The 25,069-nt window shown below is 72.5% G+C and carries 23 protein-coding genes; 12 read left to right on the top strand and 11 right to left on the bottom strand.

Annotation, left to right across the window (positions count from 1 at the left end; genetic code table 11):
* Positions 1 to 38 precede the first annotated feature (38 nt).
* Positions 39 to 686, bottom strand: coding sequence for an HAD family acid phosphatase (locus AB0927_RS21025; protein ID WP_366669174.1), 648 nt, complete (start codon positions 684 to 686; stop codon positions 39 to 41).
* A 412-nt stretch (positions 687 to 1,098) separates the two neighbouring features.
* On the opposite strand from AB0927_RS21025, the gene AB0927_RS21020 reads away from it, so the two are divergent.
* A complete protein-coding gene (locus AB0927_RS21020; RefSeq protein ID WP_366669173.1) occupies positions 1,099 to 1,647 on the top strand; it encodes a M23 family metallopeptidase in 549 nt (182 codons plus the stop codon).
* Positions 1,648 to 1,757: 110 nt separating this feature from the next.
* On the opposite strand, the gene AB0927_RS21015 is transcribed toward AB0927_RS21020, so the two are convergent.
* Positions 1,758 to 2,351: a helix-turn-helix domain-containing protein gene (locus AB0927_RS21015; protein ID WP_366669172.1), complete on the bottom strand. Its 594-nt coding sequence runs from the start codon at positions 2,349 to 2,351 to the stop codon at positions 1,758 to 1,760.
* 172 nt (positions 2,352 to 2,523) lie between these two features.
* On the opposite strand from AB0927_RS21015, the gene AB0927_RS21010 reads away from it, so the two are divergent.
* Positions 2,524 to 4,086 (top strand): MDR family MFS transporter, encoded by a 1,563-nt coding sequence (locus tag AB0927_RS21010; RefSeq protein ID WP_366669171.1) that lies wholly within the window; start codon positions 2,524 to 2,526, stop codon positions 4,084 to 4,086.
* 106 nt (positions 4,087 to 4,192) lie between these two features.
* Here AB0927_RS21010 and cseC read toward each other — a convergent pair whose 3' ends face one another.
* From cseC to AB0927_RS20985, 5 genes are all read right to left on the bottom strand, one after another.
* Complete coding sequence (cseC, locus tag AB0927_RS21005; protein WP_366669170.1) at positions 4,193 to 5,539, bottom strand: two-component system sensor histidine kinase CseC; 1,347 nt, start codon at positions 5,537 to 5,539, stop codon at positions 4,193 to 4,195.
* A 10-nt stretch (positions 5,540 to 5,549) separates the two neighbouring features.
* Positions 5,550 to 6,254: a two-component system response regulator CseB gene (cseB, locus tag AB0927_RS21000; protein WP_366669169.1), complete on the bottom strand. Its 705-nt coding sequence runs from the start codon at positions 6,252 to 6,254 to the stop codon at positions 5,550 to 5,552.
* A gap of 99 nt (positions 6,255 to 6,353) precedes the next feature.
* On the bottom strand, positions 6,354 to 6,959 hold the full coding sequence (locus tag AB0927_RS20995) for a hypothetical protein (RefSeq protein WP_366669168.1): 606 nt from the start codon (positions 6,957 to 6,959) through the stop codon (positions 6,354 to 6,356).
* A 41-nt stretch (positions 6,960 to 7,000) separates the two neighbouring features.
* Entirely contained in the window at positions 7,001 to 7,540 is a 540-nt protein-coding gene (locus AB0927_RS20990; RefSeq protein ID WP_366669167.1) for a SigE family RNA polymerase sigma factor, read from the bottom strand.
* Positions 7,541 to 7,822: 282 nt separating this feature from the next.
* Positions 7,823 to 8,698, bottom strand: coding sequence for an A/G-specific adenine glycosylase (locus tag AB0927_RS20985; protein ID WP_366669166.1), 876 nt, complete (start codon positions 8,696 to 8,698; stop codon positions 7,823 to 7,825).
* A gap of 179 nt (positions 8,699 to 8,877) precedes the next feature.
* Between AB0927_RS20985 and AB0927_RS20980 the strand changes: the two genes are divergently transcribed.
* Complete coding sequence (locus AB0927_RS20980; RefSeq protein ID WP_366669165.1) at positions 8,878 to 9,717, top strand: hypothetical protein; 840 nt, start codon at positions 8,878 to 8,880, stop codon at positions 9,715 to 9,717.
* A 19-nt stretch (positions 9,718 to 9,736) separates the two neighbouring features.
* Here AB0927_RS20980 and disA read toward each other — a convergent pair whose 3' ends face one another.
* Together disA and radA are read right to left on the bottom strand one after the other, a co-directional pair.
* Positions 9,737 to 10,861, bottom strand: a complete 1,125-nt coding sequence (gene disA, locus AB0927_RS20975; protein WP_366669164.1) for a DNA integrity scanning diadenylate cyclase DisA — start codon at positions 10,859 to 10,861, stop codon at positions 9,737 to 9,739.
* 80 nt (positions 10,862 to 10,941) lie between these two features.
* Positions 10,942 to 12,351: a DNA repair protein RadA gene (gene radA, locus AB0927_RS20970; protein WP_366669163.1), complete on the bottom strand. Its 1,410-nt coding sequence runs from the start codon at positions 12,349 to 12,351 to the stop codon at positions 10,942 to 10,944.
* Between the two features lie 199 nt (positions 12,352 to 12,550).
* On the opposite strand from radA, the gene AB0927_RS20965 reads away from it, so the two are divergent.
* A complete protein-coding gene (locus tag AB0927_RS20965) occupies positions 12,551 to 14,329 on the top strand; it encodes a hypothetical protein (protein ID WP_366669162.1) in 1,779 nt (592 codons plus the stop codon).
* 13 nt (positions 14,330 to 14,342) lie between these two features.
* Here the strand turns inward: AB0927_RS20965 and AB0927_RS20960 are convergent, their stop codons facing one another.
* Positions 14,343 to 15,182, bottom strand: a complete 840-nt coding sequence (locus AB0927_RS20960) for a hypothetical protein (protein ID WP_366669161.1) — start codon at positions 15,180 to 15,182, stop codon at positions 14,343 to 14,345.
* Positions 15,183 to 15,253: 71 nt separating this feature from the next.
* On the opposite strand from AB0927_RS20960, the gene AB0927_RS20955 reads away from it, so the two are divergent.
* The 4 genes from AB0927_RS20955 (at position 15,254) to ilvD (ending at position 19,731) form a co-directional block, all read left to right on the top strand.
* Complete coding sequence (locus AB0927_RS20955) at positions 15,254 to 16,186, top strand: Ppx/GppA phosphatase family protein (RefSeq protein WP_366669160.1); 933 nt, start codon at positions 15,254 to 15,256, stop codon at positions 16,184 to 16,186.
* 82 nt (positions 16,187 to 16,268) lie between these two features.
* Positions 16,269 to 17,081: a sugar phosphate isomerase/epimerase gene (locus tag AB0927_RS20950; protein ID WP_366669159.1), complete on the top strand. Its 813-nt coding sequence runs from the start codon at positions 16,269 to 16,271 to the stop codon at positions 17,079 to 17,081.
* Positions 17,078 to 17,764: a TetR family transcriptional regulator gene (locus AB0927_RS20945; protein WP_366669158.1), complete on the top strand. Its 687-nt coding sequence runs from the start codon at positions 17,078 to 17,080 to the stop codon at positions 17,762 to 17,764. Before AB0927_RS20950 ends, AB0927_RS20945 begins: the two co-directional genes overlap by 4 nt.
* A gap of 113 nt (positions 17,765 to 17,877) precedes the next feature.
* Positions 17,878 to 19,731, top strand: coding sequence for a dihydroxy-acid dehydratase (gene ilvD, locus AB0927_RS20940; protein WP_366669157.1), 1,854 nt, complete (start codon positions 17,878 to 17,880; stop codon positions 19,729 to 19,731).
* 81 nt (positions 19,732 to 19,812) lie between these two features.
* On the opposite strand, the gene AB0927_RS20935 is transcribed toward ilvD, so the two are convergent.
* Positions 19,813 to 21,933: a serine/threonine-protein kinase gene (locus tag AB0927_RS20935; RefSeq protein WP_366669155.1), complete on the bottom strand. Its 2,121-nt coding sequence runs from the start codon at positions 21,931 to 21,933 to the stop codon at positions 19,813 to 19,815.
* A gap of 145 nt (positions 21,934 to 22,078) precedes the next feature.
* Between AB0927_RS20935 and AB0927_RS20930 the strand changes: the two genes are divergently transcribed.
* From AB0927_RS20930 to proC, 4 genes are all read left to right on the top strand, one after another.
* Positions 22,079 to 22,393, top strand: coding sequence for an SH3 domain-containing protein (locus tag AB0927_RS20930; RefSeq protein ID WP_366669154.1), 315 nt, complete (start codon positions 22,079 to 22,081; stop codon positions 22,391 to 22,393).
* Positions 22,394 to 22,450: 57 nt separating this feature from the next.
* Complete coding sequence (locus tag AB0927_RS20925) at positions 22,451 to 22,957, top strand: EamA/RhaT family transporter (protein ID WP_366669153.1); 507 nt, start codon at positions 22,451 to 22,453, stop codon at positions 22,955 to 22,957.
* Between the two features lie 74 nt (positions 22,958 to 23,031).
* Positions 23,032 to 23,814: a class I SAM-dependent methyltransferase gene (locus AB0927_RS20920; protein WP_366669152.1), complete on the top strand. Its 783-nt coding sequence runs from the start codon at positions 23,032 to 23,034 to the stop codon at positions 23,812 to 23,814.
* A 91-nt stretch (positions 23,815 to 23,905) separates the two neighbouring features.
* Entirely contained in the window at positions 23,906 to 24,718 is an 813-nt protein-coding gene (gene proC, locus AB0927_RS20915; protein ID WP_366669151.1) for a pyrroline-5-carboxylate reductase, read from the top strand.
* Positions 24,719 to 25,069: the final 351 nt, after the last annotated feature.

Here is a 25,069-nt window from a genome sequence, read left to right as displayed (position 1 = left end):
TACGACCGTCAGAAGACTACGGATGGAGCCTAACTCCCTTACGACAACTGGCCGTTGTAATCGGGCAGCTTGAAGGTCCGGTCGGCGTGGCCGCCGGACAGGTCGGTGTCGCTGTTGCCGATGTTGGCGATGATGTCGTAGCCCTGGTTCTCGATGTCGACGCGCTGGGCCGTCTTGTAGTCGGCGACGTTCTTGAAGAGGTCGAACAGGCCGCGCACATAGAGGCCGGAGACCTGGTAGCCGTCGTACTTCAGGTTCCACTCGGTGGGCTCTTCGATGATGCCCGGCCGGGCGGTGACGAAGAAGAGCGCGACGCCGTGGGCCTGGGCGTACTGGGCGACGTCCAGCACCGGCTTGTTGGCGGCCTGGGGGAGCTGGAAGCCCAGGTCGGTGGCCAGCGCGGTGTTGTCGATGTCGAGGACGATGGCCTGCTTCTCGCCGGGCCGGGCGTCGGCGACGCGCTGCTGGAGGTAGGGCAGGGCCTGGTCCATGACCGCCTGGCAGTCGTTCTGCCAGGTGGTGAAGTCGACCTCGGCGGTCGTGTCGCTCGCGGTCGCCGTGGCCGTCGTGTGGGCGGCCGGGGCCGTGGTGGTGTCCGCCGCCTGTGCCGGGGCGGCCACGGCGGCCAGGGCGGCCACGGAGACGGCGGTCACGGTGAGGCGGCGCGCCAGGGGGCCTCTGGTCATCGGTGGGGGTTCCTCTCACGTCACGTACGCGGTGCCGGGATGGCAGGTGCATGATCTGTGGTGCGGATGGCGTGAGGGGAACCGTAGGGTTACCGAGCGGTAGGCGGATAGAGGTCTGCGTCACTTTCCTCGCCCCGCGGACACGCGGAGCCGGTGACATGCCGCACAGGCGATTTATCCCTTACTAGCCCCGATAGTGGGATCCGTCGGGCGGGTAAAGGGCGGGCAAAAAGCGCGTGGATGCGCGGTTCGGGGGCTGTCAAGGCGGTGGTGGTTCACCCCGCATCTACTAGCGGGCGCCGTAGGAGGGCCACTTTCACCCGGCCGGGGGGATCGGTTACCAAGGGATGGCCGCCGCGGCGAACGTCTGTGCGCCAGGCGGCCGATCTGTCCCCGAGTTCACGAGGTCCCGATGATCAAGCGCTTCACGTCCCGCGCCACCCGTACGTCCTCGCTCCGTAACCGCGCCGCCTTCCTGGCCGCCGGTGTCGCTGTCCCGGTCGTGCTGGGCGCCGGAGTCGCGAGCGCCGCTCCGTCGGCCGCCTCCTGGGTCGACCCGGTGAAGAAGTACTCGCTGTCCGCCGGCTTCAACCAGTCCGGCGCCCACTGGGTCGCCAAGCACAGTGGCCAGGACTTCGCCGTGTCGACCGGCACCGAGGTCTTCGCCGTGCACGGCGGCACCGTCGTCAAGGCCGGCCCCAACGGCGCCGGTGACGGTCCCGCGTACGGCAACGCCGTCGTGATCAAGCACGAGAACGGCGTCTACTCCCAGTACGCGCACCTGTCCCGCGTCGACGTCCACGTCGGCCAGACGGTGAAGACCGGCCAGCACATCGCCCTGTCCGGCTCCACCGGCAACTCCACGGGTCCCCACCTGCACTTCGAGATCCGTACGACCCCGAACTACGGCTCCGCGCTGAACCCGGTGTCGTTCCTGCTCGGCAAGGGCCTCAAGGTCTGAGCCGCGACTGACACGGTCGAACCGAACGAATCGACCGGACTGATCGAAAACCGACCGAGCCGGCCGGCCCGTCCTGGGCAGGCCGGCTCGGTCGTCGCTGTCGGTCGTCGCTATCGGCGGGCGTGCTCGTGCGCCTGGGTGACCAGGTCCAGGGCGACCTCCAGAACGGCCCTGCGCCGCGTCTCGACGTCGTCCACCAGGTCCTGCATCACGAACATCCCCGCGTGCAGGGTGAACATCGCGCTGAGCGAGCGCACCTGGTCGACCAGTTCGGCGTCCGGGTCCCGGAGTATCTCCCGCAGGCCGTGCATGCGGTCCTTGAAGGTCTCGCCGATGCGCAGCTCCCGCACCGTCGCCTGGTTCTCCTGCATGAACCGGAAGAGCGGCTCGGCGTGCGAGAGCGCCTCGCTGTAGCGCCGCAGGATCTCCCGCTTCGTCTCCAGCGTGTGCGGCTGGCCGCGGCCCCACTCGATCAGGTCGGCGATCGGCTGCGTCAGGTCCTCGAAGAGGCTGACGATGATCTCTTCCTTGGTCTTGAAGTGGTAGTACAGGGCCGCCTTGGTAACTTCGAGGCGCTCGGCGATCTCGCGCAGCGAGGTCTTCTCGTAGCCCTGCTCGGCGAAGAGTTCGAGCGCGACGTCCTGGATGCGCTGGCGCGTGTTGCCGCGGCGCTGCTGCTTGTGCCCGTCCATGGTGCCGCCCATCCTCGTACTCCTCGCACTCCCGCGAAAACTTGTCTGCCGACCGGCTAAGGGTGGCCGACCGCTCTAAGGCTCCGCAAAACTTACTTGACGACCGGCTAGTTAGTCTCTACCTTGACAAGTGTAGTAACTAGCCGGGCGGCAAGTAAGTAGCCGCGGGGGAAGTGGGGAAGAGATGGCGGACACAGTGGAAAGCCCACAGGAGGGCAGGAAACAACGGAGCGTGCGCGTCGTACTGCTCGCGCTCATGATCGCGATGATGCTCGCGATGCTGGACAACATGATCGTGGGCACCGCGATGCCCACCATCGTCGGCGAGCTGGGCGGCCTGGAACACCTGTCCTGGGTGGTCACCGGCTACACCCTGGCCACCGCCGCCTCCACCCCGATCTGGGGCAAGGTCGGCGACATGTACGGGCGCAAGAGCGCCTTCCTCAGCTCCATCGTGATCTTCCTGATCGGCTCCGCGCTCAGCGGCATGGCCCAGAACATGGGCGAGCTGATCGGCTTCCGTGCCGTGCAGGGCCTCGGCGCCGGCGGTCTGATGGTCGGCGTCATGGCGATCATCGGTGACCTCGTGCCGCCGCGGGAGCGGGGCAAGTACCAGGGCATGATGGCCGGCGTGATGGCGCTGGCGATGATCGGCGGTCCGCTGGTCGGCGGCACCATCACCGACAACTGGGGCTGGCGCTGGTCCTTCTACATCAACCTGCCGCTCGGCGCGGTCGCGCTGGTGCTGGTCAGCGTGGTGCTGCACCTGCCGAAGAAGCGGGCCAAGGCGGGCATCGACTACCTCGGCATCGCGCTGCTGATCGTCGGCATCACCTCGATCGTGCTGGTCACCACCTGGGGCGGCAGCGAGTACGCCTGGACCTCCGCGCGGATCATGGAACTGACCGCCATCGGCGTGGTGGCGCTGGCCGGGTTCGTGTTCTGGCAGACCAAGGCCGCCGAGCCGGTGCTGCCGCTGCACATCTTCCGCAGCCGCAACTTCACCCTGATGTCCGTGATCGGCTTCATCACCGGCTTCGTGATGTTCGGTGCGACGCTGTTCCTGCCGCTGTACCAGCAGTCGGTGCAGGGCGCCTCGGCGACCAACTCCGGTCTGCTGCTGCTGCCGATGCTCGGCGCGATGATGGTCACCTCGATGATCGCGGGACGGGTCACCACCAACACCGGCCGCTACAAGGTGTTCCCGATCGCCGGCGGCGTGCTGATGATCGTGGGCCTGTACCTGCTGTCGCTGATGGACACCGGCACGAGCCGCTTCACCTCCGGCGTCTACATGGCGGTGCTGGGCCTCGGCATGGGCTGCCTGATGCAGATCACCATGCTGGTGGCGCAGAACAGCGTGGAGATGAAGGACATGGGCGTCGCGTCCTCGTCCACGACGCTGTTCCGTACGCTCGGCTCCTCGTTCGGTGTCGCCATCATGGGCGCGCTGTTCAACAACAGGGTCAAGGACGTCATGACCGAGCGGGCCGGCGCGCTGGGCAAGGGAATCACCGAGAAGTCGGCCCAGCTGGACGCCAAGAGCCTGGCGAAGCTGCCGCCGCTGGCCCGGGAGGCCTACCAGCACGCGGTCACCGCGGGCATTCACTCCGCGTTCCTGCTGGGTGCCGGGATCGCCGTCCTGGTCCTCCTCGCGGCCCTCTTCGTCAAGGAGGTCCCGCTGAAGAGCGGACCGCAGACGCCGAAGGCGGAGGAGCCGGTGGCTCCGCTGGTCGAGGCGGTCTGAGCGACGCCGACCGTGCGCGGTCCGGCCGACGCCGGCCGTGTGTGACGAAGGCCCCCGGCGGGTGTCCGCCCCGGGGGCCTTCGTCATGCCGGGGTCCGGGGCCCGCTCAGCCCGTGCTCCCCGACAACGGCAGCATCGGATGGCTCCCGGTGTTCGTCGGGGCGTGTTCCGGCAGCCACAGGACGGCCACCGCGCCCTCCGCCGGGAGACCGGCGGGACGGATGTTGCGGAAGGTGAGGCGGGCGCCGAGGACGCGGGCCTGGCCGGCGGCGATGGTCAGGCCCAGGCCGTGGCCCTGGCCGGCGCGGTCCGTGCTGCCGGTGCGGAAGCGGCTCGGGCCCTGCGCGAGGAGTTCCTCGGGGAAGCCGGGCCCGTGGTCGCGGACCCGGATCACCCGGCCCTCCACGCTCACCTCGACCGGCGGCCGGCCGTGCCGGGCGGCGTTGGCGAGGAGGTTGAACAGCACCCGCTCCAGGCGGCGCGGGTCGGTCGTCACCTCCGACTCGTGGACGACGCGTACGACGATGTCCGGGTCCTTGGCTGCCACCCGCCGCGCGACGAACTCGCCCAGCATGATGTCCTGCAACTCGGCCCGCTCGGAGGCGCCGTCCAGGCGGGCCACCTCCAGTACGTCCTCCACCAGCGTGCGCATCGCCTTGGCCCGGTCCAGGACCAGCTCCGTGGGCCGGCCCGGCGGCAGCAGCTCGGCGGCCGTCAGCAGCCCGGTCACCGGGGTGCGCAACTCGTGCGCGATGTCCGCGGTGACCCGCCGCTCGGCCTCCAGGCGCTGCCGCAGCGCGTCCGCCATCGCGTCCACCGCCCGCGCGAGATCGTCGGTCTCGTCCCGTACGACCCCGCCGATGGCCTCCCGCACCCGTACCTCGGTCTCGCCCCGCGCGACCCGGTTCGCCGCGGCCGCCGCCTTGCGCAGCCGTCCGGACAACTGGCCGCCGATCAGCACCCCGAGCGCGCTGCCGCCGAGGACGACCGCGATGGACCCGATGACCAGGGCCTGGTTCAGGTCCTTCAGCACGTCCATGGAACGGTCCGGGAAGTGGCTGTGCAGTGACAGCACGTGCCCGTCCTTGGCCGGTACCGCCGCCCAGATGTCCGGCGGTCCCGAGCCCCGGTCGGAGACGTCGCTCGCCCGGCGCCCGGCCATCACCTTCTCGCGCACCGCCGACGGCATCGCCGGATCGTCGATCCTTATGTTCGGGAAGTTCGTCCGCCCGAACAACTCGTAGTTCCGCTGGGCCAGTTGGACCCGGTCGTTGGCCAGGTCGCGCGCGTTGTCCAGCATCGAGACCCGGGCCGCGTTGTACACGACCAGGCTCAGCGCGATCGCCACGAGCCCGGCGACCAGCGCGATCGCCGCACTGAGCTTCCACCGGATGCCCGTGTGCAGGCCCACGCGCTCCACGCGCCGGACCGGGTGGCGCCAGAACCCCCGCATGCCGCTCCGTTCAGGCCTTCAGCTTGTAACCGAAACCGCGGACCGTCTCGATCCGGTCCTGGCCGATCTTCTGCCGCAGCCGCTGCACATGGACGTCGACCACCCGGGTGTCCCCGCCCCAGCCGTAGTCCCACACCCGTTCGAGGAGCTTGTCGCGGGAGAGCACGGTGCCGGGCGCGGAGGAGAACTCCAGCAGCAGCCGCATCTCCGTCGGGGTGAGCGCCACCGGCTGCCCGGCCCGGCGCACCTCCATGCCGTCGGTGTCGATCCGCAGGTCGCCGAAGGTCAGCGTGCCGCCCTGCACGGCGGACGCGGGCTCCCCCGGGTGTGCCGAGCCGCCGGCGTGCCCGAAGCGGCGCAGCACGGCCCGGATCCGGGCGACGAGTACGGCACCGTCGAACGGCTTCGTCACGTAGTCGTCCGCGCCCGCCTCCAGGCCGAGGACGACGTCGATGGAGTCGGCGCGCGCCGACAGCATGATCACCGGCACCGTCGACTCGTCCCGGATCCGGCGGCACAGACTGACCCCGTCCAGGCCCGGCACCATCACGTCGAGCAGGGCGATGTCGGGCCGGTCCGCCCGGAACGCGGCCAGGCCCGAGAGCCCGTCGGGCATCGCGGTGACCGCGAAGCCGTCCCGCTCCAGGGCGAGCTGCGTGGCCTCGCGGATGACGTCGTCGTCCTCGACGAACAGGACGTGGGTCTGGTCTGCCATCCCGGTGCTTTCTGTCCTCGTGAAGTGCTGGTGTCCGTGCTGGTGGCGGTGCTGGTGTGAGTGCGGGCGCCGGTGCCGGTGTCCCGGTCGGCGTCCGGTTCAGCTGTCCGGCACGGGCGTCGGGACCTGCCCGGCCGACTTGCTGTACTCGTTGCGCACGCTCTTGCCCGGCGTGAACCGTCCCGCCTTCCAGGTGTACGGCGTCACGATCTCACCGGACGGGCTGGAGATGGGATCGTCCTTCTCGTAATACTGCCTGGTCACCGAGAGACGGCCCTGGTCGATCTCGGCGTAGACCGGGGACTCCTCGGTGTGGAAGACGTTCGTGAAGGCGCCGGACTCGTTCCGGTACACGTACGAGCCGATCCCGACCGCGTCCGCGCACGTCAGCACGTTGATCACCACGTCGTCCACCGAGGACCCGGTCAGATCGCCGTACGAGACGTCCACCGGGTACTCGTCGCCGCTGCACGGCTTCAGCTCCCGCTTCACCGTGGCGGACACGGCCGGGTCGCGCTTGATCAGCTCCACGGCGTCCACCTTCCGGTACTTGTCCGGATCGCTCGGCGAGGGCGACGGCGAGGCCACGGCACCGGCCACCGCCGAGGCGTGCGCCGGGCCCTCGTCCCGGGCGCCCAGGCCGCCCGTGCCGCAGGCCGCGACGAAAAGGGCGAGGGCGGTGACCGAGGCCACCGCCGCGATCACCGCCAGCAAACTCCCTCGGGCCCCTCTCGGCCCGGGCCCGGTCAGGCCGCGCAACGCTCCCGCTCCTCACGCTCCAGCGCCCGTGCGTCCAGGTCGCGGGCCTCCAGCTCCTCGCGGAGCCGGGCGAGCGCCCGGTGCAGCGTGCTCTTGACCGTACCGGCCGACATGCCCAGGGCCGCGGCCGTCTCCTCGGTGGACATCTGCTCCCAGTGTCGCAGCACCACGACGCTGCGCTGCTTGGGTGCGAGCACTTTCAGGACGTCCATCAGCAGGGCCCGGTCGGCGTGCTGCTCGGTGGAGTCCGCCACGGAGGCGTCGGGCAGCTGCTCGGTGGGGACCTCCTCCAGCTTGCGGGCCCGCCACCACTCGGTCCGGGTGTTGATCATGACGCGGCGCAGATAGGCGTCGGCGAGCCGCTTGTCGGCGATGCCCTCCCAGCGGCCGTACGTCCGCACCAGCGCGGTCTGGAGCAGGTCCTGGGCGTCGACGGGGTCCGGCACCAGCCGGCGCGCGCTGCGCAGCAGCGCGTCCTGTCGCGTGCGGACGTACTCCTCGAATGCGAGCACCTCGCCCTGCGCCATGTCCAACCGCCTCCGTTCCCCGTGTGCTCCGGCTCCCCGCCGAAGTACCGCCGTACTGCCGGCCCGTGGTCCGACGGGCACGGAGAAGAACCTAGGCAGTCGTTGTCACGGGGCTGTGCGGACCAGCCTGCGGCCGTCAATCGGCTGTCCGTCGGTTGTGTAACGGCCGTAGGGAGGGGGTAAAGAGTGTGGTATTTATGTCCGGTTAAGCGGCTTTTGTGGCCTATCGGTTGGGCGCAGGGTCGGGTAACAGCGATGAGAACGCCGTGACCTGTCCCCGCGTCAGGTCAGGGGCAGCCGGTACAGGGCGCCCGGCAGCGGCTCCACCAGTCCGTCGGCGACCAGTCCGTCCAGCGCGCGGGCCCGCTGCACCGGCTCGTGCCACACCCGGTCGAGCAGCGCCTGCGGCACCGGCGTGTGCGCCTCCCGCAGCACCGCGAGCAGCTTGCCGCGCACCTGCCGGTCCGTACCGGCGTACGTCTGGCCGCGCCGCGGCGGTCCCTGGTGCTCCGGCTTGCCTGCCTGCCGCCAGGCGCACCGCGCGGCGATCGGGCAGCGCGCGCACCCCTCGTTCTTCGCCGTGCACACCAGCGCGCCCAGCTCCATGGAGGCGGCGGCCCAGCGCGCGGCCGTCCGCTCGTCCTCGGGCAGCAGCTCCCGCGCGAGGCGCCGCTCGGCCGCGGTCGTGGCGTTCGGCGGGTACTGCACCCCCGTCACCGCCCGCGCCAGCACCCGCCGCACGTTCGTGTCCAGCACCGCGTGCCGCTGCCCGTAGGCGAACGAGGCCACCGCCGCGGCCGTGTACTCGCCGATGCCGGGCAGCGCGAGCAACTGCGCGTGTTCCGTCGGTACGTCGCCGCCGTGCCGCTCCGTTATGGCGACGGCGGCGCCGTGCAGCCGCAGCGCGCGGCGGGGGTAGCCGAGCCGGCCCCAGGCGCGCACCGCCTCGCCGGGGGCCTCCTTCGCCAGGTCGGCGGGGCGCGGCCAGCGGGCGAGCCACTGCTCGTAGACGGGCAGCACCCGGTTCACCGGGGTCTGCTGAAGCATGAACTCGCTGACCATCACGCCCCACGCGCCCGCCTCCGGGCGGCGCCAGGGGAGGTCGCGGGCGTGGGTGTCGAACCAGGCGATCACGGGGGCGTGGAGCTTCTCAGTCATGGCCTTCCGATCCTGCCACGCCGTGCCGGATGGTGCGGGTGACGGCGCCGTCACCCAGGGTGCCGGTACGGGAAGAAGCATGCCCACGGGGGCAGTTGCCGGGATGATGATCCGGAAAAGTTGGTGCCTGAGCGGCGGGTGGGGCAAGGCAGCGCGCCGAACTCTCGTAGAGTTCGGGCGTGGGATCTCTGCGCAATCCGGTCGGGCCGCTTCCCTCCTCCATCTACTGGCGTCGGAGGGTCGTCATGGTGTCGGTGGTCGCCGTCTCGGCGCTGCTGATCACGTGGATCGTCGTCGCGGGGGGTGGGGGCGGCAAGAAGGGCACCAGCGCGTCCGGCGGCAAGAATCCCGCGCACACCATCACACCGGGTCCCTCGGGGTCGGGCCCCGCCTACAGCCAACACCCCGGCGGGCGGGACGAGTCGGGGGGATCGGACGCGGGCTCCGGGTCCGCGGGGTCCGCCGGTTCCGGGTCGGGCGGCGGTGACGGGGCGTCCGGTTCGGACGGCTCCTCCGGCGCTGGTTCCGCCGGTTCGGACGGCGGCTCGGGTGGCGGTTCGGCCGCGGGCGGCGGGGCGGTCGCCGCGGGCGACGCGCTGTCAGGCTCCTCCACGCTGCCGAACTGTACGGCCGGATCCGTGTCGTTGGGCCTGCGCAGCCTGCACAACTCCTACTCGCCGGACCAGACGCCGGCCTTCGAACTCACCGCGAAGAACACCTCGTCCGCCGACTGCAAGGTCGATCTCGGGCCCGGGAACGCGGTGCTGACGATCACCCCGGCCGACGGCGACCACCCCCTCTGGTCCTCCGCCGACTGCCCCAAGGGCGCGCGCGACCTGCTGTTCCGGGTGCCGGCCGGGCAGAGCATCACCTACACGGTGAAGTGGGACCGGCGGCCGAGCGCGGCCCACTGCGCGACGCCGTCGGCCGGCTCGGCGAAGACGGGCACGTACCTGCTGGAGGCGAAGACGCCGGGGTACGGGAAGCTTCAGGCGTCGTTCGTGCTGTCGGCCGACTGAGGATGGTGAACGAGAGGCCCTAGACGTACCGCTCCAGGATCGAGGACTCCGCCAGGCGGGACAGGCCCTCGCGGACGCTCCTGGCCCGCGCCTCGCCCACACCGTCCACGGTCTGAAGGTCGTCCACGCTCGCGGCCAGCAGCTTCTGGAGACCGCCGAAGTGTTCCACCAGCCGGTCGATGATCGCCCCCGGCAGCCTCGGCACCTTGGCCAGCAGCCGGAAGCCCCGCGGGGACACCGCGGAGTCGAGCGTCTCGGGAGACCCGGTGTAGCCCAGCGCCCGCGCCACCGCGCCGACCTCGATCAGCTCCGCCTGGGTGAGCGCGTTCAGCTCGGACAGGGCCTCCTCCACCGTGCGGGAACGCTTCGCCGTCGGCTCGGGCACGTAGTCCCGCACCACCAGCTCGCGGTCCGGCTCGACCCCCGCGATCAACTCCTCCAACTGGAGCGAGAGAAGACGGCCGTCGGTGCCCAGCTCCACCACGTACTCGGCGATCTCGGTGGCGATCCGGCGCACCATCTCCAGACGCTGCGCGACGGCGGACACGTCCCGCACCGTCACCAGGTCCTCGATCTCCAGCGCCGACAGCGTGCCCGCCACCTCGTCCAGGCGGAGCTTGTACCGCTCCAGCGTGGCCAGCGCCTGGTTCGCGCGGGAGAGGATCGCCGCCGAGTCCTCCAGGACGCGGCGCTGGCCGTCGACGTACAGCGCGATCAGCCGCATGGACTGGGAGACGGAGACGACCGGGAAGCCGACCTGCTTGCTCACCCGGTCCGCCGTGCGGTGCCGGGTGCCCGTCTCCTCCGTGGGGATGGTGGGGTCCGGCACCAGCTGGACGCCCGCGCGCAGGATCTTCGAGAGGTCCGACGACAGCACGATGCCGCCGTCCAGCTTGCACAGCTCCCGCAGCCGGGTCGCGGCGAACTCCACGTCCAGCACGAACCCGCCCGTGCACATCGCCTCGACGGTCTTGTCGGAGCCGAGCACGATCAGCCCGCCGGTATTGCCGCGCAGCACGCGCTCCAGGCCGTCGCGCATGGCCGTACCGGGTGCCACGGCGCTCAGCGCGGCGCGCATCAGGCCGTCGGAACCAGCGCTCCCACCGGACTTTCCGGGAGCTGCTGCCCGGTCGTTGGCTGCCACTGCACTCCTCCGGTCGCGGGTTCTGACGCGCGCCCGTGCCCGCACTCGGTTCGTACGGACGGGCGAGACCTGGGCAAAGTCTACCGGCGCTGCTCCGCCTCCCGTGGGGCCTCCCGGGGACGGGAACGGGGCAGGACCCGCAGCGCATCCCCCATGTCGGCGACTTCCAGCACCTTCATCCCCGGCGGGATCCTCCCCGGATCGCCCGGCACCAGCGCATGGGTGAAGCCGAGCCGGTGCGCCTCGGCGAGCCTGCGCTGCACGCCCGTGACCCGTCTCACCTCGCCCGCGAGGCCCACCTCGCCGATGGCCACCAGGTTCTTCGGCAGGGGGGTGTCGCTCGCGGCGGAGGCCAGCGCGAGCGCGATGGCCAGGTCGGCGGCCGGTTCGGACAGCTTCACGCCGCCGACCGTCGCCGAGTAGATGTCCCGCTTGCCGAGCGCGCTGATCCGGCCGCGCTGTTCGAGCACGGCCAGCATCATCGACACCCGGGAGGTCTCCAGACCGGACGTCGTACGCCGGGGGGAGGGGATCTGGGAGTCGACGGTCAGCGCCTGCACCTCCGCCACCAGCGGGCGGCGGCCCTCCAGGGTCACGGTCAGACAGGTGCCCGGCACCGGTTCGTCGCGCCGGGTCAGGAAGAGGCCGCTGGGGTCGGCGAGGCCGGTGATGCCCTCGTCGTGCAGCTCGAAGCAGCCGACCTCGTCCGTGGCGCCGTACCGGTTCTTCACGCCGCGCACCAGGCGGAGCCGGGCGTGCCGGTCGCCCTCGAAGTGCAGCACCACGTCCACCAGGTGCTCCAGGAGACGCGGGCCCGCGATCGCGCCGTCCTTGGTGACATGGCCGACCAGCAGCGTGGACATGCCGCGCTCCTTGGACGCCCGGATCAGCGCCCCGGCCACCTCGCGCACCTGGGCCATGCCGCCGGGCGCCCCGTCGATCTCCGGCGAGGCGACCGTCTGCACCGAGTCGAGGACCAGCAGGGACGGCTTGACCTCGTCCAGGTGCCCGAGGACGGCGGAGAGGTCGGTCTCGGCGGCCAGGTACAGGTGGTCGTGCAGCGCGCCGATGCGGTCGGCGCGCAGCCGCACCTGGCTCGCCGACTCCTCACCGGTGACGTAGAGGGTGCGGTGCTCCTCGCTCGCCGCCTTGGCCGCCACGTCCAGCAGCAGGGTGGACTTGCCGACGCCGGGCTCGCCCGCCAGCAGCACCACCGCGCCCGGTACGAGCCCGCCGCCGAGCACCCGGTCCAGCTCGGGCACGCCGGTGGTGCGGGCGGTGGCCTGCCGGCCGTCGACCTGGCCGATGGGCAGCGCGGAGCGGACGACCCGGCCGGGCGCCGTGGTGCGGACCGCGGGCGCGCCGTACTCCTCGACGGTGCCCCAGGCCTGGCACTCGGGGCAGCGGCCGAGCCACTTGGCCGTCTGCCAGCCGCACTCGGTGCAGCGGTAGGACGGGCGGTCCTTGGTGGTCTTGGTACGGGCAGCCATGCGGGAAACCGTAGCCCGCGGCACTGACAACGGGACCGGGGGCCGCCAAACGGGTGGACGGGTATCGGCCTGCGCCCCCCGGAAATCAGCCGCGGAGCGAAGCGTTCGTGTCCCCTTATGAGGGATCGTTTCACCCGTACGGATTAAAAGAGCTCAAGGCTCCGGAAGGGGCGCTCCGCCGACGCCTACGGTCGCACGGGTGATGAGCAGCAGCCCGGAGACCACCACCCGCACCACCGGCGCGCACCGGGCGCACGGTCCGGCGCGTGAAGCACGAGAGGCGCGCGAGGGGCGTGAGCCCCGTGAGGACGCGCGCGAGCCTGGTGCTTCCGAGGCACGTGAGGCACGCGAGGCGCGGGACCGCGCCGCCGCCCGCAACATCGCCCGGCGGGCGTCGACGCGCTACGAGCCGTACCTGGACGGCCTGTTCACCTACTGCCTGTCCGTGCTGTGCGACCACGACGCGGCCACCGCCGCGCTCGGCGAAGCCCTCGCGCTCGCCGAGCGGCGGGCACACCGCGTCCCGGAGACCGGCGGTGAGCGCAGGGCCTGGCTCTACGCGCTGGCCCGCTGGGCGTGCCTGCGCAAGCTCGCCGAGGCGAAGCGGAAACGCCAGGCCGCGCACGCGGCGGGCCGTACGGACAAGGGGACCGGCCGTACGGACAAGGGAACCAAGGGGACCGGCCCGCGGTCGCCCGGCCCCGCGCTCCCCCCGGAGCTCCAGGAGCGCCGGCGCCGCGAACTCTCCCTGCTCGCCTGGCCGGAGGCGGCCGGCACCACGCCCGAGCAGCGTGAGGCCCTGGAACTCGCCGTCCGCCACCACCTGACCGCGCCCGAGGTCGCCGCCGTCCTCGGCCTGGCGCCGGCCGCCGCCCGCGACCTGCTCGCCGCGGCCGCCTGCGAGGTCGAGCGCACCCGTGCCGCGCTCGCCGTGGTGGAGAGCGGCGGCTGCCCGAGCGTCGCCCATCTCACCGGCGACCGCAGGCTGATCCTCAGCACCGCCCTCCGCCGCGAGCTGGTCCGGCACGTCGACGACTGTCCGCGCTGCCGCCGCAGCGCCGAGCGCGCGGCTCCAGGCCGCTGGCCCGGCACCACGGTCACCCCCGCCGAACTGCCCGTACTGGAGGCGCCCCGCGCGGCCCTCGCCTCGCGCTCCCGGGCGCGGGGCACGGCCGCGCCCCGCTTCGACCGGCGGGGCTTCCCGATGGACCCCACGGACCGCGCGGCCCGCCGCGACCGGCTGCGTGCCCGCGCGGTGACGACGACGGTGGTGGCGACCGTGGTGGCCGCGCCCGTGCTGGCCCTGTGGGCGGCCTACCGGGCCGCGCCGACCGCGGAGCCGGACGGCCACCCCGGCACCGCGCGCGAGGCCCGGGGCCCGGACGCGGGCGGCGGCGACGGCACGGGCGGGGGGTACCAGAACGCGGGCAGCGCGAGCGTGCGGCCCGGCGCGGGGAAGGACGGCGAGCCGGACGTCTCGGTGGAGGTGAAGAGCGACGCGCCCGCGACGGCGGACAGCCCGGCCGGCCGGCTGACGGTGAGTGCCGCGAGCGACGGCGACACCACCCTGATCACGCTGACGGCCACCGGTTCCGCCCCGGTCCACTGGTCCGCCGCCACCGGCTCCCCCTGGCTCTACCTGAGCCAGACCTCCGGCACCCTCGCACCCGGCGAAAGCCTGACCCTGAAGGCCTACGTGGACCACCTCCACGAACCGGCGGGCCCCTGGCGCGCCCGGGTGTCCATCGCCCCGGCCGGCGCGGTGGTCACCATCACCGGCTACGGCCCGGCCCCCGCACGTCCGACCCCTCCGCCGCCCCCCGCGACCACGGTCCCGAGCCCCCCGGCCACACCGCCGCCCACGACTCCGGCCACACCCCCCAGCACCCCCACGGACCCTCCGCCCCCCGCGTCCCCCACACCGACTCCGTCTGCGCCGGCCGACGAAACCCCGACCCCGTCGGGAAGCCAGACATAGCCGGGCCGATGGGTCAGGCGGTGGGGTCCGCCGGGTGGGGGGCCAGCATCGGGAGTTCGGCCGACAGGCGCTGCTCGCAGAGCTGGGCCAGCCGGTCGTAGCCCTCCTTGCCCATCAGCTCCGTCAGCTCCGCGCGGTAGGAGACGTACACCGGTTCGCCCGCGCCGTGGGCCGAGGTGGCCGAGGTGCACCACCAGTGCAGGTCGTGGCCGCCGGGACCCCAGCCCCTGCGGTCGTACTCGCCGATGGAGATCTGGAGGACCCGGGTGTCGTCGGGCCGGTCGATCCAGTCGTACGTCCGGCGGACCGGTAGCTGCCAGCAGACGTCCGGCTTGGTCTCCAGCGGCTCCCGGCCCTCCTTGAGCGCGAGGATGTGCAGCGAGCAGCCCGCGCCGCCCGCGAAACCGGGCCGGTTCTGGAAGATGCAGGACCCCTCGAAGGGCCGCGTCTGCCGGGACCCCTCCTCGTCCTCCGAGACCCAGCCGTCCCGCGTGCCCTCCGCGTGGTGCTGCCAGATGTCCGGCGTGAGCCGCGCCACGTGCTCGGCGACCCGCTTCTCGTCGTCCTCGTCGGAGAAGTGCGCCCCCAGCGTGCAGCACCCGTCGTCCGCGCGCCCCGCCTTGATGCCCTGGCAGCCGCTGCCGAAGATGCAGTTCCAGCGCGAGGTCAGCCACGTCAGATCGCAGCGGAAGACCTGCTCGTCGTCGGCCGGGTCCGGGAACTCCACCCACGCGCGTGCGAAGTCGAGCCCCTTCTCGTCGCTCATCTTCGACCCCTTGACAGCTTTTGCGGCCTTGCGAATCTTGTCCGCCTTGTCGGCTTTCGCGGACTTCGCCTTTTTCGTCTTTGGCACGCGTCCAGGGTAAGTGCCCCGCCCCCGGTCCGGGGACCGAGGAGCGGTGTTCTGGCAGTAGCGTTCCGCATATGAGACTCGGTGTCCTGGACGTGGGTTCGAACACGGTGCATCTACTGGTGGTGGACGCCCACCCCGGCGCGCGCCCGCTGCCCGCGCATTCGCACAAGGCCGACCTTCGGCTCGCCCAACTCCTCGACGGCGGCGGCGCCATAGGCGACGAGGGCATCGAGAAGCTCGTCGAGGTCGTCCGGGACGCGCTCCAGGCCGCCGAGGACAAGGGCGTCGAGGACCTGCTCCCCTTCGCCACCTCCGCCGTCCGCGAGGCGAGCAACGCCGACGAGGTCCTCGCCCGCGTCGCCGACGAGACCGGCGTACGGCTCCAGGTCCTCTCCGGCGCCGAGGAGGCCCGGCTCACCTTCCTCGCCGTGCGCCGCTGGTTCGGCTGGTCCGCCGGACGGCTGCTGGTCCTGGACATCGGCGGCGGCTCCCTGGAGATCGCCTTCGGCATCGACGAGGAACCGGACGCCGCCGCCTCCCTCCCCCTCGGCGCCGGCCGCCTCACCGCCGGCTGGCTCCCCGGCGACCCGCCCGCCCCGGACGACGTGCGCGCCCTGCGCCGCCACGTCCGCGCGGAGATCGCCCGCACGGTCGGCGAGGTCGCCCGCTTCGGCGCCCCCGACCACGTGGTCGCCACCTCCAAGACCTTCCGGCAGCTCGCCCGCATCGCCGGTGCCGCCCGCAGCGCCGAGGGCCTCTACGTGCAGCGCGAACTCAAACGCGAATCCCTCGAAGCCTGGGTGCCGCGCCTGGCCGGAATGACCATCGAGCAGCGCGCCGAGCTGCCCGGCGTCTCCGACGGAAGGGCGGGACAGCTCCTGGCCGGCGCGCTGGTGGCGGAGGGCGCGATGGACCTGTTCGGCGTGGAAAGCCTGGAGATATGCCCCTGGGCCCTGCGCGAGGGCGTGATCCTGCGCCGTCTCGACCACATGGGCTCCGCCTGAGCGCACCCGCCCAAATGGCGAACCTCACAACGGCGAACGGGCACCCGGCACCCTCACGGCGAGACCCCTTAAGGTGACGGACGTGGCTGAACCAACGACCGTCCCCGTCGCCCTGTCGACGGCCTCCGTCTACCCGGAGTCCACGGCGACGGCCTTCGAGATCGCCGCGCGCCTCGGCTACGACGGCGTCGAGGTCATGGTCTGGACCGACCCCGTCAGCCAGGACATCGACGCGCTGCGCCGCCTGTCGGACTACCACGGCATCCCGGTCCTCGCGGTGCACGCCCCGTGCCTGCTGATCACACAGCGCGTCTGGTCCACGGACCCGTGGACCAAGCTGCGCCGCGCCCGGGCCGCCGCCGAGAAGCTGGGCGCCTCCACCGTCGTCGTGCACCCGCCGTTCCGGTGGCAGCGGCAGTACGCCCGGGACTTCGTCGCGGGCATCTGGCGGATGGCGGACGAGACGGACGTCCGGTTCGCGGTCGAGAACATGTACCCGTGGCGCTACCGCGACCGCGAGATGCTCGCCTACGCCCCCGCCTGGGACGTCAGCCACGACGACTACCGGCACTTCACGATCGACCTCAGCCACACGTCGACGGCCCGCACCGACGCCCTGGAGATGATCGGCCGCATGGGCGACCGGCTCGGCCACGTCCACCTCGCCGACGGGCGCGGCTCGGCCAAGGACGAGCACCTGGTGCCGGGGCGCGGCGACCAGCCCTGCGCCGAGCTGCTGGAACACCTGACGGTCTCCGGCTTCGACGGCCATGTCGTCATCGAGGTCAACACCCGGCGGGCGATGTCCAGCGCCGAGCGCGAGGCCGATCTCGCCGAGGCCCTCGCCTTCACCCGCAAGCACCTGGCCCCCGCCGTCCGCCTCCCCCGGCGATGACCGGCCCCACCGGCCCCACGGACCCCACCGGCCCCACGGACCCCACCGGCCCCACCAACCCGACTGATCCCGGCGAGCCCCCCGCGCCCCCCGCCCGCCGCCGGGGCCGGCCGCCGGGCACGGAGTCCGCCGGCACCCGCGGCCGCATCCTTACGGCGGCCCGCGAGGAGTTCTCCGCACGCGGGTACGACAGGACCTCCGTACGCCGGATCGCCCAGGCGGCCGGTGTGGACTCCGCGCTGGTCCACCACTACTTCGGCACCAAGGAACAGGTCTTCGCGGCGGCCGTGGAGGTCGCCTTCGCCCCCGCCCTCGCCGCCCCGGACACCCTGGCCGAGGGCCCGCCGGACGGGGTGGGGGAGCGGCTGGCCCGGCACGTCCTCGGCGTCTGGGAGGACCCCGCGACCCGGGCGCCGCTGCTCGCGATCCTGCGCTCGGCCGTCACCGACGACAGAGCCGCCGCCGTCTTCCGCCGCCTGGTCGCCGCCCAGCTCACGCGCCGCGTCGCCGCCCGGCTGGACCTGCCGGACGCCGAACTGCGCGCCGAGCTGGCCGCCGCGCAACTGGTGGGTACGGCCATGCTGCGCCACGTCCTGCGGCTGGAACCGCTGGCCTCGGCGGACGTGGAGGAGGTCATCGCGCGGGTGGCGCCGGTCGTGCAGAGGCACCTCACGCAGCCCTGAACGCGACCGCCGGCGAAACGAACGTCCCGCATTCCGGACAACCGTGTCCATTCCTTGGAGCCCCGGCGTAGTCTCGGAGAAAGCCAGAACTGTCCATCGAGGAGCGAGCGACGATGCCCGAGCTGAGGTCCCGCACAGTCACCCACGGCCGCAACATGGCGGGCGCCCGCGCCCTTATGCGCGCCTCCGGTGTACCCGGCGCGGACATCGGCCGTAAGCCGATCATCGCGGTCGCGAACTCCTTCACCGAGTTCGTGCCGGGCCACACCCACCTCCAGCCGGTCGGCCGGATCGTCAGCGAGGCGATCACGGAGGCGGGCGGCATCCCGCGCGAGTTCAACACCATCGCCGTGGACGACGGCATCGCCATGGGCCACGGCGGCATGCTCTACTCGCTGCCCTCCCGCGACCTGATCGCGGACTCCGTGGAGTACATGGTCGAGGCCCACCGCGCCGACGCCCTGGTCTGCATCTCCAACTGCGACAAGATCACCCCCGGCATGCTGATGGCCGCCCTGCGCCTGAACATCCCGACGGTCTTCGTCTCCGGCGGCCCCATGGAGGCCGGCCGCGCCACCCTGGTCGACGGCACCGTGCGCTCCCTCGACCTGATCGACGCCATCTCCGAGGCCGCCAACGACAAGGTCTCCGACGCCGACATCCTGCGCATCGAGGAGAACGCCTGCCCGACCTGCGGCAGCTGTTCCGGCATGTTCACCGCCAACTCGATGAACTGCCTGACCGAGGCCATCGGCCTCTCCCTGCCCGGCAACGGCTCGGTGCTCGCCACCCACACCGCGCGCCGGCAGCTCTACGTCGACGCCGCCCGCACCGTCATGGACGTGACCCGGCGCTACTACGAGCAGGACGACGAGACCGTCCTGCCCCGCTCCATCGCCACCTTCCAGGCCTTCGAGAACGCCATGGCCCTGGACATCGCGATGGGCGGCTCCACCAACACGATCCTGCACCTGCTGGCCGCCGCCCAGGAGGCGGAGGTCCCCTTCGGCCTGGAGCAGATCGACGCCGTCTCGCGCCGCGTCCCCTGCCTCGCCAAGGTCGCCCCCAACGTCGGCAAGAACCGCACGTACTACATGGAGGACGTGCACCGCGCCGGCGGCATCCCCGCCCTCCTCGGCGAACTGCACCGCGCGGGGCTGCTCAACGAGGACGTGCACGCCGTGCACAGCCCCTCCCTCGCCGACTGGCTCAAGACCTGGGACGTGCGCGGCGGCTCCCCGTCCCCCGAGGCGGTCGAGCTGTGGCACGCGGCCCCCGGCTGCGTCCGCTCCGCCGAGGCCTTCTCCCAGTCCGAGCGCTGGGAGACCCTGGACGACGACGCCGAGGGCGGCTGCATCCGCTCCGCCGAACACGCCTACTCCAAGGACGGCGGCCTCGCGGTCCTCAGGGGCAACCTGGCCGTCGACGGCTGCGTGGTCAAGACGGCGGGCGTCGACGAGTCGATCTGGACCTTCGAGGGCCCGGCCGTGGTCTGCGAGTCCCAGGAGGAGGCCGTCCAGCGGATCCTCACCCACGAGGTCAAGGAGGGTGACGTCGTCGTCATCCGCTACGAGGGCCCCAAGGGCGGCCCCGGCATGCAGGAGATGCTGTACCCGACCTCGTATCTGAAGGGCCGCGGCCTCGGCAAGAGCTGCGCGCTGATCACCGACGGCCGCTTCTCCGGCGGCACCTCGGGCCTCTCCATCGGCCACGCCTCTCCGGAGGCGGCCTCGGGCGGCACCATCGCCCTGGTCGAGGACGGCGACCGCATCCGCATCGACATCCCGAACCGCACCATCGAACTGCTGGTGGACGAGGCCGAACTGGCCCGCCGCGAGCAGGCCCTGAACGGCGTCCACGCCCCCCGCAACCGCGACCGCAAGGTCACCGCCGCGCTGCGCGCCTACGCCGCGATGGCGACCAGCGCGGACAAGGGCGCGGTGCGGGACGTGAGCAAGCTCGGCTGACAGGCCGCGACAGAACGCGACGAGAAAGGGGCCGCTCCGGCGAGGAGCGGCCCCTTTCGTCTCGATCGCCCCTCGCCCGCCTCACCAGGCCGACGGATCCCGCCCGTCGAACGCGGACACGGACCCGTCGGGAGCGGTCGCGAACACCTGCGGGGCGGCGAGCACCGGCGCGGCCCGCAGCGCGGCGATCCGCTCGGTGCCGTTCCCCGGCCGCGCCGGCGTCTGCCCCGCGAGCCGCCCGGCCCGGGTGTCCACGGCGAGCAGCCGCCCGTCACCCGCCGAGAAATACAGGTACCGGTCCCCGGCGACCAGCGCCGAGCCCCGGCTGACCGACGTCTCCAGGTGCCACAGCCGCTTTCCGGCCCCGGTGTCCACGGCGTCCAGGCCACCGTTCACGTCCAGCAGGTAGACCACGCCCTCGCGTACGGCGGCGTGGACGTCCGGCCGGGGCGCGGGCAGCGGCACCCGGCGTACGGCCCGGGTCGAGGCGTCGTAACGGACCACGGCATCGGTGTCGCCGTAGACCGGATCGGCGGACACGAGGAACACGGTGCCGTCCTGCGTCCCGACCGGCCGGAGCAGCCCGGTCAGCAGGGTGTCCCAGCGCACCTCGCCGTTCTTCGGATCGAACGCGACGACCCGCGTCCGCCCGCCGTCGGCGGAGGTGGTCGTCGCATAGGCGGCGGCGCCCGGGAAGGTGTCGACGCGCGGCCGGCCGGCCCCGGGCAGCCGGTGGCTCCAGCCCGTACGGCCCGACGCGCTGTCCACCCCCGTGACGGTGCCGTCCGCGGCGGTGATCAGCAGCGTCCCGTCCGTGTACTGCGCGGCGGCGCCCGCGGGCAGGGCGCGCCGCCAGCGGGTACGGCCCGTGTCCGGGTCGAGGGCCGTCAGGTTCCCGGCCTCGTCGCGCACCTGCACCAGCCCGCCCGACACCACCGGCGCCGCGCTCCAGCGCGCCCCCGCGAAGGGATGCCGCCACAGCACCCGGCCACCGTGCGGATCGAGGGCGTACGCCTGCCCCGCGCCGGTGCACAGCAGCTTCCCCGCCCCGAAGGCACACCGGGGCGCGTCCGTCTGCCCGGCGACCGGCGTCGTACGCCACCCCGCGAAGCCGACCGCCGCCGTCCGCGGGTTCCTCGCCGCGGGGGCGTCGTCGCCGAGCCAGTGCACCGAGGCCAGGACCCCGCCGACGACCAGCGCGAGCACCCCGGCCGCGACGGCGGCGACACGGCGCGGCCGGACGGCGCGCTTCCCCTCCGTGCCCTCCGTGCCCTCCGTGCCCTCCGTGCCCTCCGTGCCCGGAGCCTTCGATGCCGCCACACCCGCCGAACCGGCCGTCCGCTGCGCCGGTATGAACGCCTGGGTGTCGTACGACGCCGCCACCGACCGCAGCCGGCGCATCAGCTCGTCCGGTGTCGGCCGCTCGTCGGGGTCCTTGGCGAGACAGCGCTCGATGAGCGGCGCGAGACTTTCCGGCACCCCCGACAGATCGGGCTCGTCGTGCACGACCTGATAGGCGACGACGTACGGGCTGTCGGAGTCGAACGGCCCCCGCCCGGTCGCCGCGTGCACCAGCACCGAGCCCAGCGCGAAGATGTCCGCGGCCGGGCCCACCTCCCGCGGCCGCCGGAACTGCTCGGGCGCCATGAACGGCGGCGTGCCGATCAACTTGCCCGTCTCCGTGCGCAGTTCGCTGTCCTTGGGCCGGGAGATGCCGAAGTCGATGACCTTCGGACCGTCCTCGGCGAGCAGCACATTGCTCGGCTTGAGATCCCGGTGCACCACGCCCACGCGGTGTATGTCGCGCAGCGCCTCCGCGAGCCCCGCCATCAGCCGCCGCAACTGCCCGGCGTCCAGCGGGCCATGCTCCTTCACCTGTTCCGCCAGGGTCGGCCCGGGGATGAACAGCGTGGCCATCCAGGGCCGTGCGGCCTCCGGATCGGCGTCCACCACGGGCGCGGTGAAGGCACCGCTGACCCGGCGCGCCGCGGCCACCTCCTGCCGGAACCGCCCACGGAACTCCCGGTCCCGCGCGAACTCCGCGTGGACGACCTTCACCGCGAGCCGCAGCCCGGACGTGCTGCGGGCGAGGTGCACCACCCCCATGCCGCCGGAACCCAGCCGGGACTCCAGGTGGTAATGCCCCGCGTATGCGGGCATGTCGGCCTCCGCGCCCGCTCCGGCGCTGCGCTGTGGCGTCATCGACTGGACCGCCCCCCGTGCTCGTCGTCCGCGCGCGACGCACGGAGCCTAGTCGATGGCTCGTACGAGACCGAGGCGGCTTGCTAACCTCCGTTCGCCATTTGACAGTCCCCATCTCCTGATGGGTTCACGGGGGAGGTTCCGCATGTCCGTCGACCACACCGAAGAGGCCGGCACCGACACGGCACAGGCCGTGGAGGCCACCGCGTCCGTCCGCTACTACTCCATCGCCCCGGGCGTCCGCGTCAACGTCCGCAGCGGCCCCGGCACCAGCTACGCCATCACCCGCACCCTGCCCGAGGGCGCCAAGGTCCCGATCTACTGCCAGACCCCGGGCACCACGGTGACCGGCACTTACGGCACCTCGAACATCTGGGACAACATCAGCGACGGCGAATTCGTGGCGGACGCGTACGTCCTCACGGGCAGCGACGGCTACGTGGCGGACCGCTGCGGCTGAGGCGTCCGCCGGCGCCCCGCCCGCGAGCCCGCCGCCGCCCGGCGCCATAATCGTCCCGTGAGCGACGAAACCGGCGCCCCGGGCGCCCCGGAGGGGTCCGCGGGCGGACCCCGGCCCGAGCCCCTGCGCTTCTTCGGCACCTCCTGGGTGAACCACGACGACGGCTACACGGCCCGCCGGGCCGGTGTCGCCGTCGGCTCCCTCGCCGCGGCGGTCGTCTCCTGCCTGGTGCTGCGCTTCGCCTACCAGGGCCTCCAGATCGCCGACACCGGCGCCTTCGTGACCGTCCTGGTCGTCGCCATGTTCGCGATCTGCACCGCGCTCGCCTTCGGCAACACCTGGGCCGGCTTCGCCAAGCGCCACGACCCGCAGCGCCAGGCCTCCCTGCGCGGCCTGCTCGCCATCGGGTTCGTCGGCACCCTCCTCGCCTACTTCGTCCGCTCCCTCACCGAGGCCCCGGGCGAGAGACTGCACCGCGAGGAGTACGAGAAGGCCCGCGCCGAACACGCCCTGCGCACCACCCGCCGCTCGGGCGACCCGTCCAAGAAGAAGCGCCGCCGCTAAGGCTTCGGAGAGATGCCCTGAGACTCAGGGAAAAGCCGCTGTCGTGGGCGGCGCCGACCGGCGACCATGGCCGTATGACCACTCCGCCGCCCGCCGGGCCCGCGCACACCGCCCGCGCCCACTCCTTCAACGCGGCCGCCGCCCAGTACGCGGCCTACCGCCCCTCCTACCCGCCCGCCCTCTTCGACGCCGTCGAGGACGCGGCCGGCCGGTCCCTGACCGGCGCGCGGGTCGTGGACGTCGGCGCCGGCACCGGCATCTCCACGAGCCTGCTGCACGCCCGCGGCGCGGAGGTCCTCGCGGTCGAGCCTGGCGAGGGCATGGCCGCCGAGTTCCGCCGCGGCAACCCGGCGATCCCCCTGGTCCGGGGCAACGGCAACGCCCTCCCGCTCGCCGACGCCACCACCGACTTCCTCACCTACGCCCAGTCCTGGCACTGGACCGACACAGCCCACTCGGTGCCGGAGGCGCTGCGCGTCCTGCGGCCGGGCGGCGCGCTGGCCCTGTGGTGGAACACCGAGGCCCTCGACATCCAGTGGATCGCGGAGGCCGCCGACCGCGGCGCCCGCTACTTCGGCCTCGACCCCGAGGTGGAGCAGGGCAAGTCCGGCGAGCGCATCCGCCGCGCCGACCCCAGCGGCCGCCTCGACTTCGCCTACCGCGAGGTCCGCTGGAGCCGCCAGGTCCCCCTGGAGACCCACCTCGCCAACCTCGCCAGCCACTCCTTCTTCCTCGTCATGGACGAGCCCCGCCGCGACGCGTTCCTCGACGCCGAACGCGACCACCTCCTGAAGGTCTTCCCCGACGGGGTGGTGGAGGAGACGTACGACGTGCTCCTGCTGGTCGCCAAGAGGTGATGACCGGCGTGCCCGCGCGGGCGCAGCGCGCCCCGTTCCGCCAACCGGACAACACCCCGACCGGCCGACCCCCGGTGCCAGACTGAAGCGCATGAGCCAGAAAGTCGCAGTACTCGGCACCGGCAAGATCGGCGAAGCCCTGCTCAGCGGAATGATCCGAGCCGGCTGGGCCCCCGCCGACCTCCTCGTCACCGCCCGCCGCCCCGAGCGCGCCGAAGAACTCCGCGCCCGCCACGGAGTCACCCCGGTCGGCAACGCCGAGGCCGCCAAGACCGCCGACACCCTGATCGTCACGGTCAAGCCGCAGGACATGGGCGCCCTGCTGGACGAGCTGGCCCCGCACATCCCCGCCGACCGGCTGGTCATCAGCGGCGCCGCGGGCATTCCGACCGCCTTCCTGGAGGAACGCCTAGCCAAGGGCACCCCGGTCGTCCGCGTCATGACGAACACCCCCGCCCTGGTCGACGAGGCCATGTCCGTCATCTCCGCCGGCACCCACGCGACCCCGGACCACCTGGCCACCGCGGAGGACATCTTCGGCGCCGTCGGCAAGACGCTCCGCGTCCCCGAGAGCCAGCAGGACGCCTGCACCGCGCTGTCCGGCTCCGGCCCGGCGTACTTCTTCTACCTGGTCGAGGCGATGACCGACGCCGGCATCCTGCTGGGCCTGCCCCGCGACAAGGCCCACGACCTCATCGTCCAGTCCGCCATCGGCGCCGCCGTGATGCTCCGCGACAGCGGCGAGCACCCCGTGAAGCTCCGGGAGAACGTCACCTCCCCGGCCGGTACGACGATCAACGCCATCCGCGAGCTGGAGAACCACGGCGTCCGCGCCGCCCTCATCGCCGCGCTGGAGGCCGCCCGCGACCGCAGCCGGGAGCTGGCCTCGGGCAAGAAGGACTGACAGGACTGACCCGGCCCGGGAGGGACCGACCGCCGGTTGACACACCTCGGAGCGAACCGTAAGGTTCTCCGAGTTGTCCGACGTGAGCGCCGACTCCGGTCGGTCCCCGGACAGCCATTCCGTGAGCACCACTCCTCTCGACGCCTCGGCGTCGAACATTTCGGCGTGCGTATTTGCGAAATGAGGAATCCGCGTTCGAAAGGACGCAGCCCCCGATTAGCTCGGGAGCCGGGAATCCGCTAAAGTCTCACCTGTCGGAACGGCCCAACGGGCCGGGAAGACAAGCCCCGCTGACTGGGGGTCAGGCACCGAAAGGGTCTGATAGAGTCGGAACCGCCGGAAAGGGAAACG

The organism is Streptomyces sp. NPDC048106, from assembly GCF_040706415.1.
Lineage (GTDB): Bacteria > Actinomycetota > Actinomycetes > Streptomycetales > Streptomycetaceae > Streptomyces.
The sequence above is the reverse complement of the archived record's forward strand: the minus strand, read 5'-3'. Positions and strand labels throughout refer to the sequence as shown.

What these genes read in the sequence shown, in the direction of transcription:
- cseB (WP_366669169.1), bottom strand. Translation starts at nt 6,254, where the DNA reads ATGGCAGACCAGACCCACGTCCTGTTCGTCGAGGACGACGACGTCATC.
- radA (WP_366669163.1), bottom strand. Translation starts at nt 12,351, where the DNA reads ATGGCTGCCCGTACCAAGACCACCAAGGACCGCCCGTCCTACCGCTGC.
- AB0927_RS20955 (WP_366669160.1), top strand. Translation starts at nt 15,254, where the DNA reads ATGAGACTCGGTGTCCTGGACGTGGGTTCGAACACGGTGCATCTACTG.
- ilvD (WP_366669157.1), top strand. Translation starts at nt 17,878, where the DNA reads ATGCCCGAGCTGAGGTCCCGCACAGTCACCCACGGCCGCAACATGGCG.
- AB0927_RS20920 (WP_366669152.1), top strand. Translation starts at nt 23,032, where the DNA reads ATGACCACTCCGCCGCCCGCCGGGCCCGCGCACACCGCCCGCGCCCAC.
- cseC (WP_366669170.1), bottom strand. Translation starts at nt 5,539, where the DNA reads ATGCGGGGGTTCTGGCGCCACCCGGTCCGGCGCGTGGAGCGCGTGGGC.
- AB0927_RS21020 (WP_366669173.1), top strand. Translation starts at nt 1,099, where the DNA reads ATGATCAAGCGCTTCACGTCCCGCGCCACCCGTACGTCCTCGCTCCGT.
- AB0927_RS20945 (WP_366669158.1), top strand. Translation starts at nt 17,078, where the DNA reads ATGACCGGCCCCACCGGCCCCACGGACCCCACCGGCCCCACGGACCCC.
- proC (WP_366669151.1), top strand. Translation starts at nt 23,906, where the DNA reads ATGAGCCAGAAAGTCGCAGTACTCGGCACCGGCAAGATCGGCGAAGCC.
- AB0927_RS21025 (WP_366669174.1), bottom strand. Translation starts at nt 686, where the DNA reads ATGACCAGAGGCCCCCTGGCGCGCCGCCTCACCGTGACCGCCGTCTCC.
- AB0927_RS20990 (WP_366669167.1), bottom strand. Translation starts at nt 7,540, where the DNA reads ATGGCGCAGGGCGAGGTGCTCGCATTCGAGGAGTACGTCCGCACGCGA.
- AB0927_RS20985 (WP_366669166.1), bottom strand. Translation starts at nt 8,698, where the DNA reads ATGACTGAGAAGCTCCACGCCCCCGTGATCGCCTGGTTCGACACCCAC.
- AB0927_RS21010 (WP_366669171.1), top strand. Translation starts at nt 2,524, where the DNA reads ATGGCGGACACAGTGGAAAGCCCACAGGAGGGCAGGAAACAACGGAGC.
- AB0927_RS20930 (WP_366669154.1), top strand. Translation starts at nt 22,079, where the DNA reads ATGTCCGTCGACCACACCGAAGAGGCCGGCACCGACACGGCACAGGCC.
- AB0927_RS21015 (WP_366669172.1), bottom strand. Translation starts at nt 2,351, where the DNA reads ATGGGCGGCACCATGGACGGGCACAAGCAGCAGCGCCGCGGCAACACG.
- AB0927_RS20935 (WP_366669155.1), bottom strand. Translation starts at nt 21,933, where the DNA reads ATGACGCCACAGCGCAGCGCCGGAGCGGGCGCGGAGGCCGACATGCCC.